This window comes from Streptomyces sp. NPDC017095 (genome assembly GCF_044332325.1).
GTDB lineage: Bacteria > Actinomycetota > Actinomycetes > Streptomycetales > Streptomycetaceae > Streptomyces.
The window spans coordinates 192,668-217,243 of record NZ_JBIROU010000004.1; the positions used below are offsets into that span (position 1 = coordinate 192,668).

A 24,576-nucleotide genomic window follows, 5' to 3' on the forward strand; every position below is an offset into this window, starting at 1 on the left:
ACAGCGGGTCGCGCGGGAACTTTTCGCGCGACCCGCGTGTTTTCCCGGCGTACGTTTTCCCGGTTCCTGGACACGACCTCCGGGCGAGGGGCTACGGTATGCACCCACAAGGTGACATGCAGCAACGCCGGGAGATGCCTTGAGCGTTCCGTACGAGACCGCAGCGTACGAACCAGCCGAGTCGCCCGAGTCTCCGGAGGAGCATCTCGCGCGACTCCTCGGCCGTGCCCTGAACTCCTTCGAACTGCCCGACGAGGTGATAAGGCAACTGGACTGCGCGCTGGCGCACGACAGTTCGCTGCACTCCGCCTACCACAGCTCGGGACTGCACCGGGAGACGTACCGGCACACCTGGCTGCTGGCCGACGGCGCCGCCGTCACGCTGTGGGAACTGGTGCACAACCCCACGCCGGGCAGCGCGCCGGAGCACGAGGTGTACGCCGACGAGGAGGAGTTGCAGACCGCCACGGCACGGCTCGGGCTGCCGCCGGAGACCCGGGACTTCGAACTGCCCGCGCCGACGCGGCTGTGGGCGGTCCCCGAGCCCCGGCACACGTTCGCCTCCGGTGACTCCGCCGACCACGCGCGCCGGCTGCTGCGCCGGGCGGAGAACCCCGACCGCCCCGGCGAGGCGACGGCCGCGCTGCTGGCGACGGCGACCGCGCACGCGATCACCCAGGCGTTCGGCCGGCCGGGACGGGCGGGCCGGACGGGTCTGAACTACGCGCTGTACGAGCACGCCTTCCTGCTGCCCGACGGCGCCGAGATCTCCCTGTGGGAGGTGGAGCACACGGCCACGCCCGACGGACGGCACATGTGCGAGGTCTACATGTCGGAGGAAGCCGCCCGGGAGGCGATGGAGCGGCGCGCGGCACGGCAGCGCTGACGGACCGGCGACCCGGCCGGAACCGTCCCCCGGGTCCGCCGGGAGCAAAGTTCCCGGTCCGCCGGGTACGGAGTCCACGCGGGCCGGTACGAGTCCACGCGGGCCGGTGCGGGTCAGCCGTTGGCGAGTCGCCGTACCAGGCCCGCGAACGCGTCCCGTTCCGCGGGCGTCAGCTCGACGGACTCCTGCGCGGGACCGAACCGGGTCTGGCGCGGCAGCGCCGGAAGGGGCGCCGAGCCTCGCCGGGCGCCGGGTCCGGGGCGCCGCCGGGCGGCGGCCCGCAGGCCCGCGCGGCGCAGCAGGCGCAGCAGGACGCCGGCCCATGCGACGGCCGTCACGGCGAGGACGGCCGCACCGATCAGCTGGAGGGTCCCGGCGTGCTCAGGCATGCCTCCCAGTACACACCACGGTCCGGGACCATGGCCCCGGACCGTGACGTATCTCGCAGGTGCCGTGAACAACTCACAGCGAATCAAAGGGACAAGACGCCGTGTGGGCGGCCGCGGCGGTCAGGCCGCTATCGGCTGCCCGGTCCCGTCCGGCGCGGTGACCGGGCTCGCGGCGGGCTCGGTGGCCGTGGGCTCGGGCGCCTTCCCGCGCATCCCCTTCAGGAGGACCACCAGCGCCGTGGTGACGCACACGCCGGCCGTGATGGCCACCAGGTACAGGAACGGGTCGCCGATCAGCGGGACCACGAAGACACCGCCGTGCGGGGCGCGCAGGGTGGCGCCGAAGGTCATCGACAGGGCGCCGGTGAGCGCGCCGCCGGCCATGGCGGACGGGATGACCCGCAGCGGGTCGGCCGCCGCGAACGGGATGGCGCCCTCGGAGATGAAGGAGGCGCCCAGCACCCAGGCGGCCTTGCCGTTCTCGCGCTCGGCCGCGGTGAACAGCCGGCCGCGCACCGTGGTGGCCAGCGCCATCGCCAGCGGCGGGACCATGCCGGCCGCCATCACCGCGGCCATGATCTTCATGGCGGAGTCGCCGGGCTGGGCGACGGCGATGCCGGCGGTGGCGAAGGTGTAGGCGACCTTGTTCACCGGGCCGCCCAGGTCGAAGCACATCATCAGGCCGAGCAGCGCGCCGAGCAGGACGGCGTTGCTGCCGGTGAGGCCGTTCAGCCAGTCGGTGAGGCCCTTCTGGGCGGAGGCGATGGGCTTGCCGATGACGACGAACATCAGGAAGCCGACGATCGCGGAGGAGATCAGCGGGATCACCACCACCGGCATGATGCCGCGCAGCACCGGAGGGATCGGCACCTTCCGGATGCCCAGCACCACGCCACCGGCGATCAGACCGGCCGCCAGACCGCCGAGGAAGCCCGCGTTGCCGTCCAGGGCGATGGCGCCGCCCACGAACCCGGGGACGAGGCCGGGCCGGTCGGCCATGCCGTAGGCGATGTAGCCGGCCAGGACGGGGACGAGGAACTTGAAGGCGACGCCGCCGATCTGGAAGAGCAGGGCGCCCCAGCTGCCGGACTGCGTCCACACGAAGTGGTCCATGACCGACGGGGCCTTGTTGACCTGCCAGCCGCCGATCGCGAAGCCCAGGGCGATGAGCAGACCGCCGGCGGCGACGAACGGGACCATGTAGCTGACGCCGGACATCAGCCAGGTGCGCAGCTTGGTGCCGTAGCCCTCGGTGGCGTCGCCCGCGCGCTCCACCGGCGTGCCGGCCGGTGCGTGCGCCGGGGCGCTCACCTCGCCGCGCGCCGCCTTCCGGCGGACCTCCGCGACGAGTTCGGCCGGGCGGTTGATGCCCGCCTTGACCCCGGTGTCCACGGTCGGCTTGCCCGCGAAGCGCTCCTTCTCGCGTACGGGGACGTCGTGCGCGAAGATCACGCCGTCCGCCGCCGCGATCACCGCCGGGTCCAGCCGGGTGAATCCGGCCGATCCCTGCGTCTCGACGGCCAGCTCGATCCCCGCCTCGCGGCCGGCGTTCTCCAGTGCCTCGGCGGCCATGTAGGTGTGGGCGATGCCGGTCGGACAGGAGGTGACGGCCACGACGCGGAAGGGACGCGCCGGGGCGTCCGCGTCACCGGCGCCGGCCGTTTCGCCCGCGGGTGCCGCAGGGGCGCCGGCCGCCTCTGCCTCGGAGGTGCCGGCCGTTTCGCCCGCGGGTGCCTCGGGGGCGCGGGCGGTGCTGCCCGCCGCGGTGCCGGTGGAGGCCGCCACCGGCACCGCGGCGGTGTCTTCGGGGGCGGGCGCGGCAGCGCTCGGCGCGTCCTCGCCCGCTGCCGCCTCGTCGCCCCGGATCAGCGCCGCCGCCGTCCGCGGGTCACCCACCGACCGCAGCGCGGCGGTGAACTCGGCGTTCATCAGCTGGCGGGCGAGGGCGGAGAGGATCGTCAGGTGGGCGTCGTCGGCGCCGGCGGGTGCCGCGATCAGGAAGATCAGGTCGGCCGGGCCGTCCGCGGCGCCGAAGTCGACACCGGCCGTGCTGCGGCCGAAGGCGAGGGTCGGTTCGGTGACATGGGCGCTGCGGCAGTGCGGGATGCCGATGCCGCCGTCCAGACCGGTCGGCATCTGGGCCTCGCGGGCGGCCACGTCGGCGAGGAAGCCCTCCAGGTCGGTCACCCGGCCCTGGGCCGCCATGCGCTCGGCGAGGGCGCGGGCCGCCGCTTCCTTGGTGTCGGCGGACAGGTCGAGGTCGACCAGGTCCGCGGAGATCATGTCGCTCATCGCGGGCTCCTTCGCGCGCGTATCGCCCGGGGAGTGGAGTGGGCGGGGAGTGGGGACGGGGGTGCGGTGCGGGGGGTACGGAGGCGGGGCCGGGGACGCCCCGCCTCCCGGGGCGGCGACGCGGCGGGGGCCGGACGGCCTCGCCTCCGGGGAGCGGTGAGGCGACCGCGGTGGCCGCGCCCCGGGGAACGCCGAGTGGCCGCGCCTTCCGGGGTGCCGAGGCGACTCGGGCGGTCGGGCGTCCCGGGAGCGGGGGTCCGGGCGGCCTCGGTTCCCGGGGCGGTACGGCGGTTCAGCCGGCCGGGGTGCCCGGGGCCGCGCGGAGTAACGGGGAGCCTCGCCGCTCGGGAGCGGGCGCGGGCGGCGTCGCGGGCGGTGTCGCGGGTCCGCGTCCGCCGAGCCGGCGGAACCCGGGGCGGACGCCGGCGCGGGCGGCCGGGGTCATGACACCGGCTCCGTCAGTTCCCGGTCCAGCGGGATGTCCGCCGTGACGGTCACCGCCGCCGGGTCCAGGTCGGCGGGCCCCGGCAGCACGCTGCCGGGCAGCCGGACCGCGGCGGCGCCGTGGGCGACGGCACTGGCCAGGGCCTCGGGGCCGGTGCCCCCGGCGATGAGGAAACCGGCCAGGGAGGCGTCGCCGGCGCCGACGTTGCTGCGCACCGCGCTCACCCGCGCGCTGCCGAACCAGGCGCCGGTGTCCGACACCAGGAGCTGGCCGTCGGCGCCCAGGCTCGCGAGTACGGCGCGCGCGCCCAGCGCGCGCACCTCCTCGGCCGCCTTGAGCGCGTCGCCCACGGTCGCCAGGGGGCGCGCGACGGCTTCGGCCAGTTCCTCGGCGTTCGGCTTCACCACGTCGGGCCGGGCCGGCAGTGCCTCCAGGAGCGCGCGCCCCGAGGTGTCCAGCGCGATCCGGGCGCCCGCGGCGTGCGCCCGGGTGACGACATCGGCGTACCAGGAGGGCGCGAGCCCCCGGGGCAGGCTGCCGCAGCAGGCGATCCAGTCGGCGTCGCGGGAGTGCGCGCGGACGGTGTCCAGCAGGAGTTCCTGTTCGGCCGGCGACAGCTCCGGGCCCGGCGCGTTGATCTTCGTGAGCACGCCGTCGGCTTCCGCGAGCGCGATGTTGGAGCGGGTGGCGCCGGCCACCGGGACCGGTGCGACCTCGATGCCCTGCGCGTCGAGCAGGTCGGCGACGAGCGCGCCCGGCGCCCCGCCCAGGGGCAGGACGGCGACCGTGCGCCGGCCCGCGGCGGCGACGGCGCGCGAGACGTTCACGCCCTTGCCGCCGGGGTCCATGCGCTCGCCGCCGGCGCGGATGACCTCGCCGCGCTCCAGGGCGGGGATCTCGTAGGTGCGGTCGAGGGACGGGTTCGGGGTGACGGTGAGGATCATGCGCGCACTACTTCCGTGCCGCCGCGCTCGATGGCGGCGGCCTCGTCCGGGCTCAGCCCGCTGTCGGTGATCAGCAGGTCCACGTCGCTCAGGCCGCCGAAGCGGGCGAAGTGCTCCTGGCCGTGCTTGGCGGAGTCGGCCAGCAGCACCACGCGCCGTGCGGCGGCGACCGCCGCGCGCTTGACCGCGGCCTCGGCGAGGTCCGGCGTGGTCAGACCGTGCTCGGCGGAGAAGCCGTTGGCGGCGACGAACAGGACGTCGGCGCGGATCTCGCCGTACGCGCGCAGCGCCCAGGCGTCCACGGCGGCGCGCGTACGGTGCCGTACCCGTCCGCCGATCAGGTGCAGCTGGATGCCCGGGTGGTCGGCCAGGCGGGCGGCTGTGGGCAGGCTGTGCGTGACGACGGTGAGGGCCGCCTCCAGCGGGATCGCGGCGGCGAGCCGGGCCACCGTCGAACCGGCGTCGAGGATCAGCGTGCCCTCGGCCGGCAGTTCCGCGAGGGCCGCCTTGGCGATGCGGTCCTTCTCGTCGGCCGCGGTGGACTCGCGCTCGGCGAGGTCCGGTTCGAAGTCGAGGCGGCCGGCCGGGATGGCACCACCGTGCACCCGGCGGACGAGACCGGCGCGGTCGAGGGCCTTCAGATCACGGCGGATGGTCTCCGCGGTGACCTGGAACTCCTCGGCCAGCGACAGCACGTCCACCCGGCCGCCGTCACGGGCGAGCCGGAGGATCTCCTGCTGCCGTTCCGGTGCGTACATGTCCGTTCGCCTCCACCTCATGCCCGAACGTGTGGTTTCCCAGCGAGACTACGTCCGGATTTCCGGAAAGTAAACAGGTTCAGACCCCGATCGGACATGATCGGGCATGACCGGATGTCCGTCCGGCCGGTCGGGAGGGCAGCGAAAAGGCCCGGCACCTGATCGGTGCCGGGCCGTGTCCGTATGTCGTCCCTGCTCAGTGCACCAGTTCCGGCTCCGGCTCGGTCCGCGCCGGCGCCTCGTCCTCCCCCGCGCCCTCCACGTGCTGGGCGGGACGCCTGGGCAGGGCAGACATCAGCAGGAAGATCACGCCCATGATCGCGGCGACGAACCACAGCGCGTGCTGGAAGGCGTGGACGAAGGCCGGACCGACCTCGGCCAGGGCCAGCCGGTCGCCGATCTGCCCGAAGAAGACCACCGACACCAGGCCCAGCCCCAGCGCGTTGCCCATCTGCTGCACGGTGTTGATCAGCCCGGACGCGGAGCCGGCGTGCTCGCGCGGCACCTCCGAGAGCACCGCGTCGGTCAGCGGCGCGACGATCAGCCCCATGCCCAGGCCCATCACGACCAGCGGCAGGGCCATCTGCCAGGAGGTGATCGCGAGGCCGTAGTGGTGGGCCTCCCACAGGTAGAGCAGCACGCCGGCGCCCATCAGCAGCGCTCCCGTCTGGAGCACCTTCCGCCCGAACCGCGGGACCAATTGCTGCACCGACAGCCCGGCCGCCACGGACACCGCGAGGGAGAACGGCACCCCGGTCAGCCCGGCCCGCAGCGGGCTCCAGCCCAGGCCGATCTGCATGTACAGCGTCCAGACCAGGAAGAAGATGCCGAGCGCGACACCGAACACGGTCTGTACGGCGATGCCCGCGGCGAAGCTCTTCACCCGGAAGAGGGACAGTTCGACCAGCGGGGAACCGTCCCTGGCCGCCTTCCGTTTCTCGTACGACACCAGCGCCGCGAAGACCACGAGCGCACCGGCCATGCAGAGGTGTCCCCACAGGGGCCAGCCCAGCTCACGGCCGCGCGTGAGCGGATAGAGCAGCATCAGCAGGCCCAGCGTCACCAGGGCGACACCGACAAGGTCCAGCTTCAGAGCCCTGGGGGCCTTGGACTCGGTGATGAAACGGCGTCCGAGCAGCCAGGCCAGGATGCCGACGGGGAGGTTGATGAGGAAGATGGGCCGCCATTCGAGGCCGAACAGGTTCCACTCCGTCAGCAGCGCGCCCAGCAGCGGACCGGAGACCGCGCCGAGACCGACGATCGCGCCGAACAGGCCGAAGACCTTGCCGCGTTCGTGCGCCGGGAAGGTGGCGTGCACGATCGACAGCACCTGCGGCACCATCAGCGCGGCCATCCCGCCTTGCAGGATGCGGGAGGCGACCAGCATCTCCGGGTTCACCGCGAAGCCGCACAGGGCGGAGGCGAGCGTGAAGCCGCCGATACCGACGAGGAAGAGCCGCTTGCGGCCGTGGATGTCACCGAGCCGGCCGCCGGTGATCAGACCGGCGGCGAAGGCGAGGGCGTAGCCGGCGGTTATCCACTGGATCTGCCCGACCGAGGCGTGGGCGGTGCGCTGGATGGACGGGATGGCGATGTTGACGATCGTCACGTCCACCAGGTCCATGAAGGCCGCCGTCATGACGATGGCCAGGGCCAGCCAGCGGGCCCGGTCGGCCGGCGGTCCGGGAAGCGCCGTGGGAGTCGCGGTCGTGTGCCGGGTGCGGGCCGCGTCCGCCTGGTCGCGGAGCGCCCCGCGTCCTGTGGAGGTGTTGTCGCCGTGGGTCATGTCCTCAACGTAGGAGGTCATTAGGTCAGATCGTGTCCTAATAATGCCGCATGCTCGTACCCATGACGACGGACACCCCGGCACGGCTGCTCCAGCTCCTGTCCCTGCTCCAGACGCCCCGCGAGTGGCCCGGCGGTGAGCTGGCCGACCGGCTCCGGGTCTCCCGGCGTACCGTGCGGCGGGACATCGACCGGCTGCGGGAGCTGGGATATCCGGTGCAGGCGACGAAGGGCGCGGACGGCGGGTACCGGCTGATCGCGGGCAAGGCGATGCCGCCGCTGGTGCTGGACGACGAGGAGGCCGTCGCCATCGCGGTGGGGCTGCGGGCCGGTGCCGGGCACGCCGTCGAGGGAGTGGACGAGGCGTCGGTGCGGGCGCTGGCCAAGCTGGAGCAGGTGCTGCCGGCCCGGCTGCGCCACCGGGTGGCCACGCTCCAGGCCGCGACGACCCCGCTGACCAGCGGCGACGGACCGAGCATCGCTCCGGAGACGCTGACCGTGATGGCGTCCACGGTGGCCGGCCGGGAGCGGCTGCGGTTCGCCTACCGCGACAAGGACGGCAGCGCCTCCCACCGGCTGACCGAGCCGTACCGGCTGGTCTCGACGGGACGGCGCTGGTACCTGGTGGCGTACGACGTCGACCGGGCGGACTGGCGCACCTTCCGGGTCGACCGGGTGAGCGGGCCGTCCGCGACCGGGGTCCGGTTCGCGCCGCGGGAACTGCCGACGGGGAGCGCCGCCGAGTATCTGCGGCAGTCCATCCACCGGCGGCAGGAGACGTACGCCTACGAGGTCCGGTTCACCGCCCCCGCGGAACGGGTCTCGGCCCGGCTGCCGGGGTCGGCCGGGGTGCCCGAGGACGACGGCGCGGGCGGCTGCGTCCTGCGGGGCACCACCGGCGACCCCATGGAGTGGCTGGCGGTGCGGCTGGCACTGTCGGGGTGCGACTTCACGGTCCACGGGCCGGCGGAACTGGCGGACTGCGTCCGGGAGCTGGGCGCCCGGCTGACCCGGGCCGGGAGCGTGGGGCCGGCCGGTGCGGCGGTGGAGGAGACGGAGAGGACGCAGCCGGAGGGAGAGTGAGGAGCCGAGGTTCCGGAAGCGCGGAGTGCGCCGGGCCGTGGCGTCCCGGGCTCGGCTTCTGTGCGCGCTCCGGGCCAGGCTCAACTCCCGTACGCGCTCCCGGCCGGGCTCAACTTCCGTACGCGCTCCCGGCCGGGCTCAGCTTTCGTCCGTGGGCGTACCCCCGTTTCCGGCTCAGCGCCCGCCCGTCGGCGTGCCCCGGTTCTCGTTCCACGCGAAGTCCCGCAGGGCGCGCAGGTTGCGCACGGCCAGGGCCGCCGGGCCCTCGGGGCCGGTGGGCTGGGTCGTCGTCGCGGCCCAGGACTCCACCGCCACGCGCACGGCGGCGCTGGCCACCGCCGCGGCGAACCGCAGCTCGGGAGTGAGCGGCGCGTCCGGCACGACGTGCGGCGCCCGCCCCGCAGGCGTCTCACCCCGCCCCGCCGGCACCTCCTCCTGCCCCGCCGGCACCTCCTCCCGCCCCGCGGGCGTGCCCTCCGTACCCTCCGCGCCCTCCCGGGTCGGCGGGCCGGCCGTGCGGGTCGCCAGGATCTCCGCCAGTTCGGCTTCCGACGCCTGGCAGACCTCCGCCCAGACCTTGCGCAGGGCGGGGCTGGTGTCGGCCAGGCGGATCAGGGTGCGCAGCCACTCCCAGGACGCGGCCGAGACGCCGAGGCCGGGCGTGAGGGTGTGGCGGACGGCGTGTTCCAGGATCTGGGGAAGCGGCAGGCCGGCGGGGGCCGCGCGGACCGCCTCGGTCCAGCGCTGGGCACCGGCCGCGTAGAGCGGCGCCACGGCCTCTTCCTTGGTGGCGAAGTAGCGGTAGAAGGTGCGCGGTGCGATGCCGGCGGCCTGGGCGATGTCCTCGGCGCGGGTGGCCCGCAGGCCCCGCTGGACGAAGAGGGCCGCCGCCGCCCGGGCGATCTCCATCCGGGTCTCGGCCTTCCGGCGTTCGGTGAGGGATACCGGCGCGGAGGCGGAAAACGGCTGGTGGGCGGGGTCGGGGGTGGTGCTCATCCGGGCAGGCTATGCCCGTGTGGCAGAATCTGCCATCCGGCGGTCCACCCCGGGGTTCAGGTACGGGGTGGGCCGCCGTTCCAGCATGTCCGCCGCGTGGGCCGGGGTCCGCGGCCGCCTCGGCGCACGGGAAGAAGCCGGGCTCCGGCGCCTGGGGGGGGTAGGCGCCGGAGCCCGGCTGGGAAGTCCCGGCGCCGGGGGGGGATCGCGTCGGGACGTGGCTTGCGTGGGCCGGCCGGCCGGGTGTCGGTCGCGGCCGGGAGTGCGGTGTGGGGGTGGGCGGGGAGTGCGTGCCCGGACCCGCTTCCGGGCCCGGAAGGGTTGTTCCCTCGGGCCCGGTGGTTGAAGCGACGGGACCGCGCCATGTTTGCGCCGTCTTTCGCCACCCGTGCGCGCCGCGCGCCCGCGGGTGCGCGGTGCGGGCGGGACCGCCTCGCGCCGCGGCGCGGGAAGCCGGTGTTACGCCGCCGCGTCGAAGCCGGTGTCGCGGGCCAGCTTCTTCAGTTCGAGCAGGGCGTGCTTCTCGATCTGACGGATGCGCTCGCGGGTCAGGCCGTGCTCCTTGCCGACCTCGGTCAGCGTGCGCTCACGGCCGTCGTCGATGCCGTACCGCATCTTGATGATGGAGGCCGTGCGCTGGTCCAGACGGCCGATCAGGTCGTCCAGCTCCTCGCTGCGCAGCAGGGTGAGGACCGACTGCTCCGGGGAGACCGCCGAGGTGTCCTCCAGCAGGTCGCCGAACTGGGTCTCGCCCTGGTCGTCCACCGCCATGTTCAGCGAGACCGGGTCGCGGGCCCAGTCGAGGACGTCGACGACGCGCTCCGGCGTCGAGCCCAGCTCCTTGGCGATCTCCGCGGGCTCCGGGTCGCGGCCGTTCTCGCGGTTGAACTCGCGCTGGACGCGGCGGATGCGGCCCAGCTCCTCCACCAGGTGGACGGGGAGCCGGATCGTGCGGGACTGGTCGGCGATGGAGCGGGTGATGGCCTGGCGGATCCACCAGGTGGCGTACGTGGAGAACTTGAAGCCCTTGCGGTAGTCGAACTTCTCGACGGCGCGCACCAGGCCGGCGTTGCCCTCCTGGATCAGGTCGAGCAGGGGCAGGCCGCTGCGCGGGTACCGCCGGGCGACCGCGACGACCAGCCGGAGGTTGGAGCGGATGAAGACGTCCTTGGCCCGCTCGCCGGCGGCCGCCAGGGCTTCCAGCTCCGCACGGCTGGCGTCCGCCTTGGTCTCCTCCTCGCCGTCGAGGACCTGCTGTGCGAACACACCCGCCTCGATGGTCTGGGACAGCTCGACCTCCTTCGCGGCATCGAGCAGCGGCGTGCGCGCGATCTCGTCGAGGTACATGCCGACCAGGTCGCGGTCTGCGATCTCGCCGCCATGAGCGCGAACACTGCTTGCCGAGTCGGCCGTCTCGCCGGTGGCGGACTGACGACGGGCGACGGCACGGGTTGCCATGCGTGCTCCCTTGCGATGGTGGGCTGGCGGGTGGTCCTGGCGAACGCTCAGCACTCGTCTCTGGGACTCTCTTCGAGTGCCCTGCATCCGTGGGAAACAACGACTGGAATCCGGACAGAATTCCCAACCCGCCCCGCAATTTTTCTGATCATGCAGTACCCTGTCCGCCACACGGGGAGGCGATATGCCGTCGGAACGTGCCGAAGTGCAGGTCAGGCCGGGGATCGAGGCCGATCTCGCCGCCCTCACGGCGATCTACAACCACTACGTCCGTGAGACGGCCATCACATTCGACACCGCGGTGTTCACCCCGGAGGAGCGCCGTCCCTGGCTGCTCTCCCACCGGGAAGACGGCCCGCACCGGCTGATGGTTGCCACGGACGCGGAGACCGGGCGGATCCTGGGGTACGCCACGTCGAGCCCGCACCGGCCGAAGCCGGCGTACGGGACCTCCGTGGAGACCTCGGTGTACGCCGCCCCGGGCGCCGGCCGGCGCGGTATCGGCACGCTTCTCTACGAGACTCTGTTCAAGGCCCTGGCCGCCGAGGACGTGCACCGCGCCTACGCCGGGATCGCCCAGCCCAACGTGGCCTCCGCGGGGCTGCACGCGCGCTTCGGCTTCCGGTACGTCGGCACGTTCCGGGAGGTCGGCCGCAAGTTCGGCCGCTACTGGGACGTGGCCTGGTACGAGAAGCCGCTCTAGGTCAGACCCCGGCGCCCGCTCCGGGTCACCGGCGGTCACACCGCCACGGCGCCGCGGCGGCGTTTGGGCTTGGCGCCGGCCGCGAGGCCGGTCCGGGCCAGGCTCGGTCCGTCACTCATCCGAACTGCACGGACCGCTTCGCCATTCCCATCCAGAAGCCGTCGATCACCGATTTCTGCGCGTCCGGCCCGCCGCCGGCGTCCGCCGCGCCCAGGGTGACGAAGAGCGGGGCGAAGTGTTCGGTGCGCGGATGGGCGTAGCGGCCGGCCGGGGCCTTGTCCAGGAAGTCCAGCAGGGCGTCCCAGTCGCGGTCCTCCAGGGCCCGGCGGCCCCAGTCGTCGAACTCGGCCGACCAGCTCGGCACGCCCGGCCCGGTGTGCCGCAGGGCGGCGAGGTTGTGGGTGAAGAAGCCCGAGCCGACGATCAGCACGCCCTCGTCGCGCAGCGGCGCGAGCCTGCGGCCGAGGTCCATGAGCCGGACCGGGTCGAGGGTGGGCAGGGAGACCTGGAGGACGGGGATGTCGGCGTCCGGGTACATCTCGACGAGCGGGACGTAGGCGCCGTGGTCCAGGCCCCGGTCGGGGATGTCCTGGACGGGCAGGCCGGGGGCGCGCAGCAGCTTGCGGACGGCGTCGGCGAGGGCGGGGGCGCCGGGAGCGGCGTAGCGGACCCGGTAGTAGTGCTCGGGGAAGCCCCAGAAGTCGTAGACGAGCGGGACGGTCCGCACGGCGCCGAGAGCGAGCGGGGCCTCCTCCCAGTGGGCGGAGACCATGAGGATCGCCCGGGGCCGGGGCAGGGCGGCGGACCAGGCGGCGAGCTGGCCGGGCCAGACCGGGTCGTCGGCGAGCGGCGGGGCGCCGTGGCTGAGGTACAGGGCGGGCATGCGCTCCTGGGCGGTGGCGGACATGGTGGCGGCTCCGGTGGTTCGATGAAGATGCTTTAACTCTCAAGCAGTCTCGGCGACACCCTACCCACCACTTGTTCAAGTTTCAAGAAGCTGCCTCGTACAGTGGATACATGAACACGGCACCGGACTCCGTCGCGCGGCAGCGCTGGCTCACCGACGAGGAACAGCGCGTCTGGCGCGCCTACCTGCACGCCACCACCCTGCTGGAGGACCACCTCGACCGGCAGCTCCAGCGCGACGCGGGCATGCCGCACATCTACTACGGCCTCCTCGTCGGCCTCGCCGAGGCCCCGCGGCGCCGGCTGCGGATGACCGAGCTGGCGATGCAGGCGAAGATCACCCGCTCCCGGCTCTCGCACGCCATCGCCCGGCTGGAGAAGAACGGCTGGGTCCGCCGCGAGGACTGCCCCTCCGACAAGCGCGGCCAGTTCGCCGTCCTCACCGACGAGGGCTACGAGGTGCTGCGGCACACCGCGCCCGGCCATGTGACCGCCGTACGGCAGGCGCTGTTCGACCGGCTGAGCCCGGAACAGCAGGAGGCCCTCGGCGAGATCATGGAGATCGTCGCCGAGGGCCTCCAGCCCAAGGAAGCGGGCGCGGACCTGCCCTGGCTGCGCTAACCCGCCGGGCGGCTCACCGTACGGCCGCTCAGTGGGCGATCACCGGCACCGGCAGCTCGTCCTCGGCACCCTCGCCCGAGACCACGGCGCCGGTGTCCGGACGGCCGGCGTTGACGAAGGTGAAGGCGATCAGCGAGGCGAGCGCCAGGATGCCGACGGCGACCCAGATCGCGGCGCTGTAGCCGTGCACCATGCCCTGGAGCTGCACCAGCTCCTGCTGCGGCCTGGCGGTGGCACCGGCGATGTGGTCCTTGACGTACGAGGTGGTCGCCGAGGCGGCGATGGTGTTCAGCAGGGCGGTGCCGATCGCGCCGCCCACCTGCTGCGAGGTGTTGACCATCGCGGAGGCGACACCGGCGTCCCGGGGCTGGACGCCCTGGGTGGCCAGGGACATCGCCGGCATGAACGCCGTACCCATGCCGAGGCCGAGCAGCAGCATCGCGGGCAGCAGCAGCGCCGGGTACGAGGAGTCGATCTCCAGCTGGGTCAGCAGCAGCATGCCGAGGCCGGCGACCAGGAAGCCGGGGCCCATCAGCAGCCGGGCCGGGACCCGGGTCATCAGCCGGGTGCCGATCTGGGTGGAGCCGGTGATCATGCCGGCCACCATCGGCAGGAAGGCGAAGCCGGTCTTGACCGGCGAGTAGCCCTTCACGATCTGCAGGTAATAGGTCAGGAAGAGGAACAGACCGAACATGCCGATGATGGCGAGGCCGAGCGAGAGGTAGATGCCGCCGCGGTTGCGGTCGGTCACCACGCGCAGTGGCAGCAGCGGCGCCTTGACCTTGGTCTCGACCAGCACGAACGCCAGCAGCAGCACCACGGACCCGACGAACATCGACACGGTCACCGAGTCGCCCCAGCCGTCGGACTCGGCGCGGGTGAAGCCGTAGACGAGCGCGACCAGGCCGAGGGTGGACAGGATCACGCCGGGGACGTCGAGCGGGGAGCGGTTGCGGGCACCCGCCGGCTCCCGGACGACGAAGTACGCGCCGGCCGCGGCGACCACGGCGAACGGGACGTTCACGAAGAAGGTCCAGCGCCAGTTCAGGTACTCGGTGAGGAACCCGCCGAGGATCAGGCCGACGGCACCGCCGCCGCCCGCGATGGCGCCGTAGATGCCGAACGCCTTGGCGCGCTCCTTGGCGTCCGTGAACATGACGGCCAGCAGGGACAGCGCGGCCGGGGCGAGCAGCGCGCCGAAGACGCCCTGGAGGGCGCGGGCGCCGAACATCAGTGTGCCGGTGGTGGCGGCGCCGCCGAGCGCGGAGGCGGCGGCGAAACCGGCGAGGCCGAGCACGAAGGTGCGCTTGCGGCCCCACAGGTCGGCGACCCGGCCGCCGAACAGCAGCAGACCGCCGAAGGCGAGCGCGTAGGCCGTGATCACCCACTGCTTGTTGCCGTCGGATATGCCCAGGTCCTGCTGGGCGGCGGGCAGGGCGATGTTCACGATGGTGGCGTCCAGGACGACCATCAGCTGGGCGAGCGCGATGAAGAGGAGCGCTTTCCAGCGGTTGGCGTCACCGCTCGTGGCGGCGGGACCGGGAGCCCTGAGGGCTGTTTCGGACATGGAGATACCCACTTCGGGACTTCGGGAGCAGACGGTGTCGGCAGGCGTGCCGAAAAATGACGAGAAAACGGAGTAAGGCGGAAAGATGAAGTGACGGGAGCGCGAACGGAGTCGGAGAGCGACGGACGCGAACGGGAAGGACGGAAGGTGCGGTCGGAGGGAGCGGCCGTACCGGCCGCCGTACGGCCGGCGGACCGGGCACGGGAGCCGGACTGATCGGTCAGGAGCCGCGCAGCTCCCGGAGGTTGACGGCCCTCCCCGGCAGGAGGGAGCGGGCGGGCGCCCGCAGACCGTCGAGGAAGAGCTGGAGATGGCGGTGGACGAAGCGGTCGCCGCGCAGACAGTCCGTGCCGGCCGGGGGCCGGCTCAGCTGGGCCACGGCGATCATCAGATCGCCCACGTCGACGTCCGGCCTGAGCTGCCCGGCCGCCTTGGCCCGGCCCATGATCTCCTCGACGAGCTGCTCGACGCGCTCGCGGGCGGCCTCCAGGTCGGGGTGGTGCTTGTCGAACGTGCTGGACACCATGGGACACAGCGCGCTGATCCGCTCGTCGGCGGCGGCGTGCGCGAAGTGCTCCAGGGCGGTGAAGGCGTCCCCGGTCTCCGCGAGGGCCAGTTCGGCAGCCTCGGCGGTACGGTCCATCACGGAGCAGACGACCTCGCGGACGAGGGCGTCACGGTCGGGGAAGTTGCGGTACACCGTGGCGTTGCCGACGCCGGCCCGGCGGGCGATCTCGTCCAGCGGCACATCCGGGCCGTGCTCGACGAACATCTCGCGGGCGGCGGTGACGATCCGTTCCCGGTTGCGCAGGGCGTCGGCGCGCGGCCGGGTCACCTTGCGCGCTGCGGGGGCGGTCGCGGCGGACACGGGCACTCCTGAAGGTCGTGGTGGGCGATCCGGGGAGCAGGTCCCCGTTTCGCTCGGACACAGGGCTAAACGGGGAGAGCGTCCCCGGTTATTTCCGGCCAGGGAAAAGAATGCCTGTGACCTGAGCCACACTCGCCATCCGCGGGGATTCACCCTTCCGCCGTCCCGCTTTCCCACCGTCGGCCTCCTCCAGCGCGCGGCCTCCGCGCCGTCGGCACAGGGTGTGCGCAAGGGTGCAGCCGGAGACCGGCGGCTGCCGTGGCGCGAAAGGTCCCCGCATGCAGCCGCAGCCCCGCCGCCGCATACGCCCGCGCCGGATGGCCGCCCTCTCCCTGGTGACCGCACTGACCCTCGCGGTCAGCACCTCGGCCGGGACCGGGCACCTGACGGCGCCGACCACCGCCGGGCCCGTCGGCCTGGCCCGCTCCGCCGCACTCGTCCCCTGCATGATCCACGGCGGCCTGGACGTGCAGATGACCGAGGGCCTGCCCACGCCGGCCGGTTACTCCCGCTCCACCGGCACGGTGCACGCGCTGACCCTGATGGTGGACTTCCCGGACGCGCCCGGCGAGGGCGGCGCGATGGACCGCTTCCACGAGTTCTTCCCGCACACCCAGGACTGGTTCCACACCGCGTCGTACGGCCGGCTCGACTACCGCCCCGAAACCCCCGTCACCACCTGGCTGCGCATGCCCAAACGCTTCCAGGACTACGGCATAGAGCGCGGCGCACCCTTCGATCCCGGGTACCGGAACCTGGTGCAGGACCTCGTGTCCGCCGCCGACCCGAAGGTGGACTTCCGCGACTACGACCTGCTGAACGTGCTCGTCACCCCGAACGCCGGCCCCTCCGCCCTGGACACCGTGCTCTCCGTGACCTTCGCCGGCAACGACGACGCCCCGGTCGCCGACGGCGTCCGCATATCCAACGCCTCCTTCGTCTACTCCCGGCAGGACGACGGCTCCGGCTCCTACGACAGCACCGGCTACCGGGTGCTGCCGCACGAGAACGGCCACACCTTCGGCCTGCCGGACCTCTACACGCAGGACGGCGGGGGCGCGGTCGGGCACTGGGACATCATGAGCGAGGACTGGGGCGCCAACAACGACCTGCTGGGCTGGCACAAGTGGAAGCTGGGCTGGCTGGACGGCGGACAGGTCGGCTGCGCGGCGGCACCGGGCAGCGCCGAGTTCGCCCTGACTCCGCTCTACCAGCAGGGCGGCGGGAAGCTGGTCCTCATACCGGTCACCGCGCGCAGCACCTACGCGCTGGAGGTCCGCGCCCAGGGCGGCAACGACGAGGCGGTGTGCCGGCCCGGCGTCCTCATCTACAAGATCGACGCCGCGGTCGACACCGGCCGCGGCCCGGTCACCGTCTTCGACAGCCACCGCGGCAGCGGCGGCTGCACCCGTAGCCCCAACGTCCACGCGGAACTCTCCGACGCCCCGTTCACCGCCGGCGAGACCTTCAAGGACCCACGGCACGGCATCAGCGTGCACGTGGTGTCGATGGACGCGGACGGCAACTGCCGGATCCGCGTGACGCGGACCGGGGGCGGGGGCGGGGGCGTGACGGTGAGTACGGGGTGAGGAGGGGGCGGGGTGGTGGGGAGGGGTGGGGTGGCCGACCGGGCTCGCCTACTGCTCGGGCCGACCTGGCTACCGGGGCGGAGCGACCGGGCTGGCCGAGGCCGACTGAGCTGGCCGGGCTGCTCGGCTGACCTGCCGGGGCCGTGCGGGTTGCTCGGCTGACCTAGCGACCGGGGCCGGGCGGGTTGCTCGGCTGACCTAGCGACCGGGGCCGGGAACCGAACGGGACTCCGGGTCTTCGGGACTCCGGGTCTCCGGGTCTCCGGGTCTCCGGGCTGGCCGAGGCCGACGGAGGCCGACCGAGGCCGGCCGGGGCGTCGGGGTTTACCGTAGGCGTGCCCCCATGCCGTACCGGAGAGACGATGCCCGCGATGACCGCAGTGGATGCCGACGACCGCGCCCGCGCCGGGGCCGGGACGCCGGCGGAGGTGGTCGGACCGCTGGTGCGCGGGGTCGGGGTGCTGCGGCGGCTGACGGAGGCGGGCGGCGCGCTGAGCCCGAGCGCGCTGGAGCGGGCCACCGGTCTCGCCCGCTCCACGGTGGACCGGATCACCGCGACCCTGGCCCGCATGGGCTACGTCCGCCTGGACGGCCGGGACGTCGTCCTCACCCCGGGCGTACTGGAGCTGGGCAACGCCTACCTCGCCGCCCTGCGCCTGCCCGCACTGCTCGGCGCGCACGCCGACGCCCTCGCCGACGAACTGGACGAGTCGGTGTCGCTCGCGGTCGCCGACGGCGACGGCATCCGCTTCATCCACCAGGCCACCCGCCGCCGCGCGCTGTCCGTCAGCTTCCGCATCGGCGACCTGCTGCCGGCCGAACGCACCGCGCCCGGGGCCCTGTTCGCCACCGAGTGGACGGACGGGGAGTGGTCCCGCTGGCGTGCGCGCCGGGCCCAGGACCCCGAGGGCACGGCGTTCCGCGCGGTTCCCCCCGGCCCCGCCGCCGGGGACGCCGAAGCCGCGTTCGCGGAGCGGGTGCGCCGGGCCCGCCGGGACGGCTGGGCGCTGGACGACCAGCTGATCGAGCCGGGCCTGGTCGCGGTATCCGTGCCGGTGCACGACCCGGGTACCGGCCGCCCGGTCTGCGTGGCGAGCGTGGTCAGCCACACCAGCCGGCACGCGGCGGCGGATCTGCGCACCAGCCTGCTGCCCCGGCTGCGTACGGCGGTACGGGCGATGGAGGCCGCCCTACACACCGCGCCGCCACCCGAGCCGGGCCCCGCGCCCGCCGGTCTGGCGGCCTGGACGACGGCGTCCAAGCACGAGCTGGGCCGGGACTTCGTGGAGTCGCTGGCCCGCGGTCTGACCGTGCTGACGGCGTTCGGCGAGGGCCGCCCGGCGCTGTCCCCGGCCGAGGCGGCACGGGCGACCGGCCTGTCCCGGGCCACCGCCCGCCGGGCGCTGCTCACCCTCGACCACCTGGGCCTGATCGCCGCGCACGACGACCACGCCTTCACTCTCACCCCGCGCGTCCTGGACCTCGGCTTCCCGCCCCTGGCCCGGACATCGCTGCCCCGCCTGGCGGAACCGCATCTGCGGGCCCTGGCGGAGCGGCTGGACGAGCCGGCGGCGCTGGCGGTCCTCACCCCCGACCGCACCGAGATCCAGTACACGGCCGGGGCGGGCGCGGGCCGGGTGCTGACCGTCCGCGTCACCGTGGGTGCGCGGCTGCCGGCCGCCGCGACCTCGCTGGGCCGCGTCCTCCTGGCGGACACCGACGGCCCCCTGCCTCCGGGGCTGGCCGAGGTCCGGGCACAGGGGCACGCGCTGGCCGACGAGGAACTGGAGTCCGGCCTGCGGTCCGTCGCCGTACCGGTACGGGACCGCACGGGCCGCGCGGTCGCCGCACTGAACGTGGCCACGCACGCGGCCCGCCGCACCCTGGCCGACTGCGCCGGCACCCTGCTCCCGGCCCTCCGCGAAACGGCCACCCACATCGAACGGGACCTGCACACCACATCCCGCTTCACCCACGTCCCGACCACCTGACCCCCGGCCCCACGCCCCGCGTCACCCACGCCCCGGCCACCCGACCCACGTCCCCCGCACCCCACCCGGGGCCCCGCCCTGATCCGGTACTCTGTCCACCAAGCGCCCACCAGGACGCTCAGCCACGCCTTCGTAGCTCAGGGGATAGAGCACCGCTCTCCTAAAGCGGGTGTCGCAGGTTCGAATCCTGCCGGGGGCACAGACCTAAGTTGCAGGTCAGAGTGGGTGCAGGCCCTCCGTTCAAATCGAACGGAGGGCCTGTTTCATGCCCGGAGTCCACATCCCCGCGTGATCTTGCATCGAAGCCACCCGTTCGAGTGACTGGACTTGCTGCATATGCCACGTACAGTGAGGGCGACGGAGCGGGCAGGCGCGTCTCCCCACGTGCGCCTGAGACGCGCGCTCCGTGAACCTGCGAGGTCCCCGGCGGGGAGGCCGGCCCGAGCAGGCGGAGGGCCCCCGTCGGCTATATCGACGGGGGCCCTTCTGCGTCCCAACGTAAACCGCCCCGGGCGCCAACGGCACCCGGGGCGGGACGCCTTGACCGAGTCATGGCGTCTGACGGCCGAAAGGGCGGAGACGCGTAACGCCCCCTCAGCCGCTTCCTTCCGCCGCGCTCCCGGTGGCCAGGAGCGGGCGGCGTCCAAGGAAGTTCCCTACAGCAAGATCATTAAATTTGCCCAGCCAGGCAAAGACAACAAGTCAAGATCGTTACAGCGTGGACGAGTGCCCCTCGACCCGATGCCCGACTGGGTACTCACCCGCCGCCGGGAGGTCGGGGCACGCATCCGAGCCGCGCGCCTGCACGCCGGCCTCACGCAGATACAGCTCGGCGACCGCATCGGCCGCGACCACCGCACCATCCACCGCTGGGAATACGCGCAACGCGTTCCCGATCTGGAAGACCTCCTGCTGCTGGCCGACGCCCTCGGGATTCCCATAGCCCAGCTCGTAAGGTGAGCGGCCGTCCCCGACAAGCAGAGACGGCCGCTCGGGCGCCGCGGCCGATCGCCGCCATGGCCGATGCCCTGCGCGCACCCCTCGCGGAGCCCGTGCGGTGAGGTCAGCTACCGCAGGAGCTGCACGGCTCGCTGCCGGTGCGGGCGATGATGTTCCCCTGGTCGTCCGTGAGGTAGACGTCAGCCCTGCTGCCGTTGCAGCCAGGGGTGGGGCATGGCACGTTTTGACGTATTTCCGGCATTCTTGATCGCTCCTGTCTGGTCCGTCCCGCAGAGCTGGCACCTGACTCGGTCCAGGCGGGCGATTCGTCCGTGGGTGTCATAGCTGTACTCGTCGCGTACAGCGCCCTGGCAGCCGGTGGTGGCGCAAGACGCCGCCCCCGTGAGGTGCCCGTGCGGGGTGGAGCGGGTCAAGATCATTCCGCATACCTCGTTCAGGCACGGGAGAGGGTGCACACCGTCATCGTTGACGATGTACGCGATCATCTCTGGCAGGTGGCAGTTAGGGCAGATGGCGGCCATCGGGCACGATCCCTTCACTGAGCCGTACGAGTGGCACATCGCCAACGACTACTCACCGGTACCGGTTACTGCGCGACCCGCCGCCGGTCACAGGGGAGGACCGGCGGCGGACCCTGGCCACCCGGGCAGGCCCTGCCTTGGGTGGACCACCGGCGCCACCTGTGACGCCGGGGCTAGGGACCCCGCGCACCGCAACGGTGGGCGCGGGGCTTCATCGGGACACCCGGACGAGTTCCAACTCCCGCTCGGCCAGCACGTCGAGGTCCGTGACGGGGGTGACCTCCTCCAGCGTGATCACGAGGCGGGTAGCGAGGACCCAGCGAATACCCCGTTCGTCCGTGAACGGCACCCGGCTCACGTCGTCGCCCAGCGCCTCCAGGGTGCGCGGGTGGTGGATCTGCCCGGCCACGCCCCAGGTCGGCGCGTACCCAACCAGCGCCGCCGCCCACCCGTGATCACGCAGCGGCGGGCACTCCTGAACGGCGAGCCGCGCGCACACCGCGTGCACCGGAGGCGACATCGTCTGCTCCCCGGCGGTGATGGGGCGGCCCCCGGCGGAGCCGGCCAGGAACAGGGTGCGCTCGTCCGGCCGGGTCCCGACCGTCGGTCCGCCGCAGACCTGGCGGAGCAGGCGGCTCATCGCCTGCCGTTGCCGCAGGGCGTGAACGGCCACGAAGTCGGGACGGCCCCCGCGCACCGCCGGCATGCGCATCCAGGGGACGCCATAGTGCCGGTCGATGTGGGCCTCCTCGTCGCGGAAGCCGAGGCCGCTTCCGCCCCGGCCGTGGATGACGGCGAGCGGCTGCGGCGGGATCGCCTCCTTGGTCCAGGCGGTGATGAACGGGACGGGCCTCCCGTTCCAGTACGTGATGGGGCGCAAGGGGCTGGTCATCGACTGCTCGCCCTTTCGGTCAGGCAGCGGACGTGGGCGTAGCCGAGGCGGGGTGCGAAGGTGGTCGGGCTGTGCCAGAGCAGCGGCGCGGTCAGCTCCGCCGGGAGCAGCGGGCCCCGGCAGGGGAAGCAAGCCGGTTGCGGTTTGTCGGCCGGGCCGGTGGTCTGCTCGTGCAGGATGCGGCGGCCGTGGCCGACGTAGCAGGTCCGGCGCTGCCGACAGGGGACGCAGCTTTCGTAGTGGTCGTGCCAGTCGTACCAGCTGACGTACCAGGCGAGCCGGGCCGAGTAGCAGGGCAGGCAGCCCCACCAGGGAAGAGCAGCCGACAGCTCCACGGTGGTGGTCTCGGCCGGGCTGGCGCACCAGACGCACGCCTCACCGGCCATGGCCGCCGGGGGCAGGGCCTGCGGGAACTCGTGTATGGAGATGAGCCGGTGCAGGCGCACAGCTCACCCGCGTCCTGCACGGTCATCGGCTCAGCTCCATCAGCAGGTCGTGCAGGGCGTGGCGGATCGGGCACAGGTCAGTGGCGCTCTTGCAGTCCGGGCAGTCGCCGGGGTGCCGGCCGCGGGCAGCGTGTACGGCGCTGCGCAGGCAGCGTCGGCAGGCCCGGGGGAACCAGTGCGCACCGCTGTCGGTGACGCGCTCGTTCAAGTCGATCGCGGTATCGGTGGTCAGCACCTCGCCGCCCCACACGCACGCCGCGCCCCGCGTCCGGGCGTCGGAGAGCAGCTCCAGGCGGGGCAGCGGGACGTGCGGCACAAAGTCGACCGGGAGGACTATCACCGACGTGATGGGGAGCGAACCCTTCACCGTGTCGGTCACGGACGGACCGCCTGGTCGCCCCGGTGGCGCGCGCAGGCGCACGGCGGGAAGTGGGTACTCAGCGTCTCGGGGAGGGACTCGGGGCCGCGCACGACCGTGACCGTGCCGCGGTCCTGGGTGACCGTGCCGTAGCAGTCGACGGCGTAGACCCGCATCGTCATCCCGCTGCCCCCTGCGTCCGGCTGAGGCCGGACGGTACCGTTCGTCATGTCGACGCTCCTCAGTGGCGCTGGCCGTGCCCGGGGCCGTGTCAGGCGGTCGCCGGGTCTGGTGTTCCGGCAGCCGAGCACGCACGGCCGCTCTCGCGGCGAGCTTGCCCGGCACAACCAAGAGACTGGACCGGTGGACCGGTCCAGTCAAGCCACTCGGGCGCGCTGCTACCTCATCGGGTACCTGTCGACGTTCTCGTAGACGTGCGACGGCGTGACGCCTTCCTCGCACACCAGCGGGCGATGCTCCTGGTCATAGGCCGTGTGCAGCACTACGGCCACAGCGGCTGGCTGCTTCACCTCAAGAAGGTGGGCTTCCTCGTTGCTGGCCAGCCGGACCGTGGTTGTGTCGACGCCTTCGGCGGGTGAACGGCCTGTTTCCCGGCGCACGTAGTGCGTGGTGCCCTCGGCGATGGGCCCGGGCAACGCCAGACGGGGCGCCGCGTCGGCGATGTCAGGCGGGAACCAGGCGGTGACGACAGTTCCGGGCGAGCCGTCGTCGAGCAGCACCAGTCTCATGCGCCGCAGCGCCGTTTCACCTGGCGCCAAGCCGAGGGCGTCAGCGACGTGCGGCGGTGGCACGAGCCGATCCGGCATGCCCAGCCGACGGTACGGAGCGCCGCCCGCGACGCGACTCGAACCCGCGCGACGGCCGCCGGCTGGCCGCGCGACCGGCGTCTCCACGACCGTGAAACCGGCGCCCTGCCGGGCGACGACCAGACCGTCCGCCCTCAGGACCTCATACGCCTTGACCACGGTGGCCCGGGACACACGCCACTGATCGGCCAGGTCGCGGCCCGACGGCAGCAGCTCACCCGGACCGAACTCACCGGCCGCGATCCGGGTCCGCAGATCTTCGGCGATCTGCTCGTACTTCAGCAACGGCATGGGTCTTTCCGATCACTGGACTGGTCCACCTTCCGGAACCAGAATGCCCCCATGACACCGCCTGAGCTAGCGCCGGAGATCGTGACGTTCTACACCGAGACCATCAACGAGGCGGACCGGCTGTCCGCGACGGCGGACGGCCGGCTGGAGATGGTTCGCACCCAGGAGCTGCTACGCCGCCACCTTCCCCCGCCGCCGGCCCGGGTCCTCGACGTCGGCGGCGGGCCGGGCGCCCACGCGCGCTGGCTCATCGAGGACGGCTACTCGCTGCACCTGGTCGACCCGATTCAACGCCACATCGAGCAGGCCAAGGCAACGGGGGCCACCGTCGAACTGGGTGACGCCCGCCAGCTCACCGCCGACGACGCCTCATACGACGTCGTCCTGCTCCTCGGCCCCCTGTATCACCTCATCGACGGCGCGGAGCGGCGCCAGGCGCTCGCCGAAGCCCGCCGAGTGCTCAAGCCGGGTGGCCTACTCGCAGCGGCGGGCATCAACCGGTACTCCAGCCTCTTCGAGCACGCCGCCTTCGCACACCTCCACAAGGAGGCGATCCAGGCAAGCATCGGCGGCATCCTGCGCACCCAGATTCACGACGGGAAGAAGGCGTTCACCGCCGCGTACTTCCACAGCGGGGAGCAACTCCGCGGCGAAGTGATCGCAGCCGGGTTCGCCGGTGCCGAGGTCTACGGGATTGAGGGACCAGCCTGGTCGATGCTGGCGGCGGCCGAACGGAACACCGGCGGCGACTTCCGCGACACGCCCCTGTTCGAGTCCGCTCTCACAGCCGCGCGCATGGCGGAGCCCTACCCGGAGCTGCTGGCTGCAAGCTCCCACCTGCTCGCAGTCGGCCGCCGCCCGACATGACGAAACGGCCCTCCCCCGCCCGAAGGGCCCTATCCCTTGATGTCGTCGACGGGGGCCGGCCGGCAGGGCACCCGGCGCACCTCTTCGAGCGAGGCCGGAGTGCGGGCGGCGGCAGGGGCATCGGTCTGGCTCC

At 73.1% G+C, this 24,576-nt stretch carries 23 protein-coding genes and 1 tRNA gene; 9 read left to right on the top strand and 15 right to left on the bottom strand.

Annotation, left to right across the window (positions count from 1 at the left end; all coding sequences use genetic code 11):
- Positions 1 to 139: 139 nt before the first annotated feature.
- On the top strand, positions 140 to 886 hold the full coding sequence (locus ACH4OA_RS10030; protein WP_397937866.1) for a DUF6227 family protein: 747 nt from the start codon (positions 140 to 142) through the stop codon (positions 884 to 886).
- A gap of 113 nt (positions 887 to 999) precedes the next feature.
- Here the strand turns inward: ACH4OA_RS10030 and ACH4OA_RS10035 are convergent, their stop codons facing one another.
- The 5 genes from ACH4OA_RS10035 to ACH4OA_RS10055 form a co-directional block, all read right to left on the bottom strand.
- Positions 1,000 to 1,275, bottom strand: a complete 276-nt coding sequence (locus tag ACH4OA_RS10035) for a hypothetical protein (RefSeq protein WP_397946095.1) — start codon at positions 1,273 to 1,275, stop codon at positions 1,000 to 1,002.
- A 120-nt stretch (positions 1,276 to 1,395) separates the two neighbouring features.
- A complete protein-coding gene (locus ACH4OA_RS10040; protein ID WP_397968504.1) occupies positions 1,396 to 3,567 on the bottom strand; it encodes a fructose-specific PTS transporter subunit EIIC in 2,172 nt (723 codons plus the stop codon).
- A 441-nt stretch (positions 3,568 to 4,008) separates the two neighbouring features.
- Entirely contained in the window at positions 4,009 to 4,956 is a 948-nt protein-coding gene (pfkB, locus tag ACH4OA_RS10045; RefSeq protein WP_365883185.1) for a 1-phosphofructokinase, read from the bottom strand.
- On the bottom strand, positions 4,953 to 5,714 hold the full coding sequence (locus ACH4OA_RS10050; RefSeq protein ID WP_397968506.1) for a DeoR/GlpR family DNA-binding transcription regulator: 762 nt from the start codon (positions 5,712 to 5,714) through the stop codon (positions 4,953 to 4,955). The genes pfkB and ACH4OA_RS10050 overlap by 4 nt, the downstream gene beginning before the upstream one ends.
- 196 nt (positions 5,715 to 5,910) lie before the next feature.
- Positions 5,911 to 7,521, bottom strand: coding sequence for an MFS transporter (locus ACH4OA_RS10055; protein WP_397946097.1), 1,611 nt, complete (start codon positions 7,519 to 7,521; stop codon positions 5,911 to 5,913).
- A 41-nt stretch (positions 7,522 to 7,562) separates the two neighbouring features.
- Here ACH4OA_RS10055 and ACH4OA_RS10060 point away from each other — a divergent pair, with 41 nt between their 5' ends.
- Positions 7,563 to 8,582 (top strand): helix-turn-helix transcriptional regulator, encoded by a 1,020-nt coding sequence (locus ACH4OA_RS10060; protein WP_397968508.1) that lies wholly within the window; start codon positions 7,563 to 7,565, stop codon positions 8,580 to 8,582.
- Positions 8,583 to 8,756: 174 nt separating this feature from the next.
- Here the strand turns inward: ACH4OA_RS10060 and ACH4OA_RS10065 are convergent, their stop codons facing one another.
- Positions 8,757 to 9,491: a TetR/AcrR family transcriptional regulator gene (locus tag ACH4OA_RS10065; RefSeq protein WP_397938105.1), complete on the bottom strand. Its 735-nt coding sequence runs from the start codon at positions 9,489 to 9,491 to the stop codon at positions 8,757 to 8,759.
- Between the two features lie 546 nt (positions 9,492 to 10,037).
- Positions 10,038 to 11,036 (bottom strand): RNA polymerase sigma factor RpoD/SigA, encoded by a 999-nt coding sequence (locus ACH4OA_RS10070; protein ID WP_397937855.1) that lies wholly within the window; start codon positions 11,034 to 11,036, stop codon positions 10,038 to 10,040.
- A gap of 184 nt (positions 11,037 to 11,220) precedes the next feature.
- On the opposite strand from ACH4OA_RS10070, the gene ACH4OA_RS10075 reads away from it, so the two are divergent.
- Positions 11,221 to 11,739, top strand: a complete 519-nt coding sequence (locus tag ACH4OA_RS10075) for a GNAT family N-acetyltransferase (RefSeq protein ID WP_397968511.1) — start codon at positions 11,221 to 11,223, stop codon at positions 11,737 to 11,739.
- A gap of 115 nt (positions 11,740 to 11,854) precedes the next feature.
- On the opposite strand, the gene ACH4OA_RS10080 is transcribed toward ACH4OA_RS10075, so the two are convergent.
- On the bottom strand, positions 11,855 to 12,646 hold the full coding sequence (locus ACH4OA_RS10080; RefSeq protein ID WP_397937852.1) for a dioxygenase: 792 nt from the start codon (positions 12,644 to 12,646) through the stop codon (positions 11,855 to 11,857).
- Positions 12,647 to 12,756: 110 nt separating this feature from the next.
- Between ACH4OA_RS10080 and ACH4OA_RS10085 the strand changes: the two genes are divergently transcribed.
- Positions 12,757 to 13,266 carry a MarR family transcriptional regulator gene (locus tag ACH4OA_RS10085; RefSeq protein WP_365879800.1) on the top strand — a complete coding sequence of 170 codons (510 nt, stop codon included), beginning with the start codon at positions 12,757 to 12,759 and terminating at the stop codon, positions 13,264 to 13,266.
- A gap of 28 nt (positions 13,267 to 13,294) precedes the next feature.
- Here ACH4OA_RS10085 and ACH4OA_RS10090 read toward each other — a convergent pair whose 3' ends face one another.
- Together ACH4OA_RS10090 and ACH4OA_RS10095 are read right to left on the bottom strand one after the other, a co-directional pair.
- Entirely contained in the window at positions 13,295 to 14,833 is a 1,539-nt protein-coding gene (locus tag ACH4OA_RS10090; protein ID WP_397937850.1) for an MFS transporter, read from the bottom strand.
- A gap of 220 nt (positions 14,834 to 15,053) precedes the next feature.
- Entirely contained in the window at positions 15,054 to 15,701 is a 648-nt protein-coding gene (locus tag ACH4OA_RS10095) for a TetR/AcrR family transcriptional regulator (RefSeq protein WP_397937848.1), read from the bottom strand.
- A 278-nt stretch (positions 15,702 to 15,979) separates the two neighbouring features.
- Between ACH4OA_RS10095 and ACH4OA_RS10100 the strand changes: the two genes are divergently transcribed.
- From ACH4OA_RS10100 to ACH4OA_RS10115, 4 genes are all read left to right on the top strand, one after another.
- Positions 15,980 to 17,290, top strand: coding sequence for a M6 family metalloprotease domain-containing protein (locus tag ACH4OA_RS10100; protein WP_397937846.1), 1,311 nt, complete (start codon positions 15,980 to 15,982; stop codon positions 17,288 to 17,290).
- A gap of 362 nt (positions 17,291 to 17,652) precedes the next feature.
- Positions 17,653 to 19,281, top strand: a complete 1,629-nt coding sequence (locus tag ACH4OA_RS10105) for an IclR family transcriptional regulator C-terminal domain-containing protein (RefSeq protein ID WP_397968513.1) — start codon at positions 17,653 to 17,655, stop codon at positions 19,279 to 19,281.
- Between the two features lie 126 nt (positions 19,282 to 19,407).
- Positions 19,408 to 19,480, top strand: a tRNA-Arg gene (locus ACH4OA_RS10110).
- Between the two features lie 527 nt (positions 19,481 to 20,007).
- Complete coding sequence (locus ACH4OA_RS10115; protein ID WP_397968515.1) at positions 20,008 to 20,241, top strand: helix-turn-helix domain-containing protein; 234 nt, start codon at positions 20,008 to 20,010, stop codon at positions 20,239 to 20,241.
- Positions 20,242 to 20,973: 732 nt separating this feature from the next.
- Here the strand turns inward: ACH4OA_RS10115 and ACH4OA_RS10120 are convergent.
- The 5 genes from ACH4OA_RS10120 to ACH4OA_RS10140 all read right to left on the bottom strand — a co-directional run bounded on the left by ACH4OA_RS10120 (position 20,974) and on the right by ACH4OA_RS10140 (position 23,576).
- Positions 20,974 to 21,654, bottom strand: a complete 681-nt coding sequence (locus tag ACH4OA_RS10120; RefSeq protein WP_397968517.1) for a hypothetical protein — start codon at positions 21,652 to 21,654, stop codon at positions 20,974 to 20,976.
- Entirely contained in the window at positions 21,651 to 22,100 is a 450-nt protein-coding gene (locus ACH4OA_RS10125) for a hypothetical protein (protein ID WP_397968519.1), read from the bottom strand. Before ACH4OA_RS10125 ends, ACH4OA_RS10120 begins: the two co-directional genes overlap by 4 nt.
- A gap of 22 nt (positions 22,101 to 22,122) precedes the next feature.
- Positions 22,123 to 22,479 carry a hypothetical protein gene (locus tag ACH4OA_RS10130; RefSeq protein WP_397968520.1) on the bottom strand — a complete coding sequence of 119 codons (357 nt, stop codon included), beginning with the start codon at positions 22,477 to 22,479 and terminating at the stop codon, positions 22,123 to 22,125.
- Complete coding sequence (locus tag ACH4OA_RS10135; protein ID WP_397968522.1) at positions 22,476 to 22,688, bottom strand: hypothetical protein; 213 nt, start codon at positions 22,686 to 22,688, stop codon at positions 22,476 to 22,478. The genes ACH4OA_RS10130 and ACH4OA_RS10135 overlap by 4 nt, the downstream gene beginning before the upstream one ends.
- A gap of 168 nt (positions 22,689 to 22,856) precedes the next feature.
- Positions 22,857 to 23,576 carry a GntR family transcriptional regulator gene (locus ACH4OA_RS10140; RefSeq protein ID WP_397968524.1) on the bottom strand — a complete coding sequence of 240 codons (720 nt, stop codon included), beginning with the start codon at positions 23,574 to 23,576 and terminating at the stop codon, positions 22,857 to 22,859.
- A gap of 51 nt (positions 23,577 to 23,627) precedes the next feature.
- Between ACH4OA_RS10140 and ACH4OA_RS10145 the strand changes: the two genes are divergently transcribed.
- Complete coding sequence (locus tag ACH4OA_RS10145) at positions 23,628 to 24,443, top strand: class I SAM-dependent methyltransferase (protein ID WP_397968525.1); 816 nt, start codon at positions 23,628 to 23,630, stop codon at positions 24,441 to 24,443.
- The last annotated feature ends 133 nt before the right edge of the window (positions 24,444 to 24,576 follow it).

Bases quoted from the DNA above. Each gene is read 5' to 3' on its own strand.
- ACH4OA_RS10060 (WP_397968508.1), top strand. From the start codon at position 7,563: ATGACGACGGACACCCCGGCACGGCTGCTCCAGCTCCTGTCCCTGCTC.
- ACH4OA_RS10080 (WP_397937852.1), bottom strand. From the start codon at position 12,646: ATGTCCGCCACCGCCCAGGAGCGCATGCCCGCCCTGTACCTCAGCCAC.
- ACH4OA_RS10135 (WP_397968522.1), bottom strand. From the start codon at position 22,688: ATGACGAACGGTACCGTCCGGCCTCAGCCGGACGCAGGGGGCAGCGGG.
- ACH4OA_RS10065 (WP_397938105.1), bottom strand. From the start codon at position 9,491: ATGGAGATCGCCCGGGCGGCGGCGGCCCTCTTCGTCCAGCGGGGCCTG.
- ACH4OA_RS10070 (WP_397937855.1), bottom strand. From the start codon at position 11,036: ATGGCAACCCGTGCCGTCGCCCGTCGTCAGTCCGCCACCGGCGAGACG.
- ACH4OA_RS10055 (WP_397946097.1), bottom strand. From the start codon at position 7,521: ATGACCTCCTACGTTGAGGACATGACCCACGGCGACAACACCTCCACA.
- ACH4OA_RS10105 (WP_397968513.1), top strand. From the start codon at position 17,653: ATGCCCGCGATGACCGCAGTGGATGCCGACGACCGCGCCCGCGCCGGG.
- ACH4OA_RS10090 (WP_397937850.1), bottom strand. From the start codon at position 14,833: ATGTCCGAAACAGCCCTCAGGGCTCCCGGTCCCGCCGCCACGAGCGGT.
- ACH4OA_RS10100 (WP_397937846.1), top strand. From the start codon at position 15,980: ATGCAGCCGCAGCCCCGCCGCCGCATACGCCCGCGCCGGATGGCCGCC.
- ACH4OA_RS10140 (WP_397968524.1), bottom strand. From the start codon at position 23,576: ATGCCGTTGCTGAAGTACGAGCAGATCGCCGAAGATCTGCGGACCCGG.
- pfkB (WP_365883185.1), bottom strand. From the start codon at position 4,956: ATGATCCTCACCGTCACCCCGAACCCGTCCCTCGACCGCACCTACGAG.
- ACH4OA_RS10120 (WP_397968517.1), bottom strand. From the start codon at position 21,654: ATGACCAGCCCCTTGCGCCCCATCACGTACTGGAACGGGAGGCCCGTC.
- ACH4OA_RS10035 (WP_397946095.1), bottom strand. From the start codon at position 1,275: ATGCCTGAGCACGCCGGGACCCTCCAGCTGATCGGTGCGGCCGTCCTC.
- ACH4OA_RS10040 (WP_397968504.1), bottom strand. From the start codon at position 3,567: ATGAGCGACATGATCTCCGCGGACCTGGTCGACCTCGACCTGTCCGCC.
- ACH4OA_RS10075 (WP_397968511.1), top strand. From the start codon at position 11,221: ATGCCGTCGGAACGTGCCGAAGTGCAGGTCAGGCCGGGGATCGAGGCC.
- ACH4OA_RS10145 (WP_397968525.1), top strand. From the start codon at position 23,628: ATGACACCGCCTGAGCTAGCGCCGGAGATCGTGACGTTCTACACCGAG.
- ACH4OA_RS10050 (WP_397968506.1), bottom strand. From the start codon at position 5,714: ATGTACGCACCGGAACGGCAGCAGGAGATCCTCCGGCTCGCCCGTGAC.
- ACH4OA_RS10085 (WP_365879800.1), top strand. From the start codon at position 12,757: ATGAACACGGCACCGGACTCCGTCGCGCGGCAGCGCTGGCTCACCGAC.